At 52.5% G+C, this 1,182-nt stretch carries 1 rRNA gene; it reads right to left on the reverse strand.

Annotated features, from left to right (window positions below):
• A 23S ribosomal RNA gene (locus OGX92_RS01930) occupies positions 1-1,182 on the reverse strand; the annotation flags it as partial.

Genomic DNA, 1,182 nt, shown 5'->3' on the forward strand with positions numbered 1-1,182 from the left:
CTTAGGGGTCGACTCACCCTGCCCCGATTAACGTTGGACAGGAACCCTTGGTCTTCCGGCGTGCGGGTTTTTCACCCGCATTATCGTTACTTATGTCAGCATTCGCACTTCTGATACCTCCAGCATACCTCACGATACACCTTCAACGGCTTACAGAACGCTCCCCTACCCAACAACACATAGTGTCGCTGCCGCAGCTTCGGTGCATGGTTTAGCCCCGTTACATCTTCCGCGCAGGCCGACTCGACCAGTGAGCTATTACGCTTTCTTTAAATGATGGCTGCTTCTAAGCCAACATCCTGGCTGTCTGTGCCTTCCCACATCGTTTCCCACTTAACCATGACTTTGGGACCTTAGCTGGCGGTCTGGGTTGTTTCCCTCTTCACGACGGACGTTAGCACCCGCCGTGTGTCTCCCGTGATAACATTCTTCGGTATTCGCAGTTTGCATCGGGTTGGTAAGTCGGGATGACCCCCTAGCCGAAACAGTGCTCTACCCCCGAAGATGAATTCACGAGGCGCTACCTAAATAGCTTTCGGGGAGAACCAGCTATCTCCCGGTTTGATTGGCCTTTCACCCCCAGCCACAAGTCATCCGCTAATTTTTCAACATTAGTCGGTTCGGTCCTCCAGTTAGTGTTACCCAACCTTCAACCTGCCCATGGCTAGATCACCGGGTTTCGGGTCTATACCCTGCAACTTAACGCCCAGTTAAGACTCGGTTTCCCTTCGGCTCCCCTATTCGGTTAACCTTGCTACAGAATATAAGTCGCTGACCCATTATACAAAAGGTACGCAGTCACACCCCAAAGGGTGCTCCCACTGCTTGTACGTACACGGTTTCAGGTTCTTTTTCACTCCCCTCGCCGGGGTTCTTTTCGCCTTTCCCTCACGGTACTGGTTCACTATCGGTCAGTCAGGAGTATTTAGCCTTGGAGGATGGTCCCCCCATATTCAGACAGGATACCACGTGTCCCGCCCTACTCTTCGAGTTCACAACACATGCACTTTTGTGTACGGGACTTTCACCCTGTATCGTGCGACTTTCCAGACGCTTCCACTAACACACATGCTGATTCAGACTCTGGGCTGCTCCCCGTTCGCTCGCCGCTACTGGGGGAATCTCGGTTGATTTCTTTTCCTCGGGGTACTTAGATGTTTCAGTTCCCCCGGTTCGCTTCAT

Origin of the sequence: Citrobacter sp. Cpo089 (genome assembly GCF_030332695.1) — a bacterium.
GTDB classification, from domain to species: domain Bacteria; phylum Pseudomonadota; class Gammaproteobacteria; order Enterobacterales; family Enterobacteriaceae; genus Citrobacter; species Citrobacter portucalensis.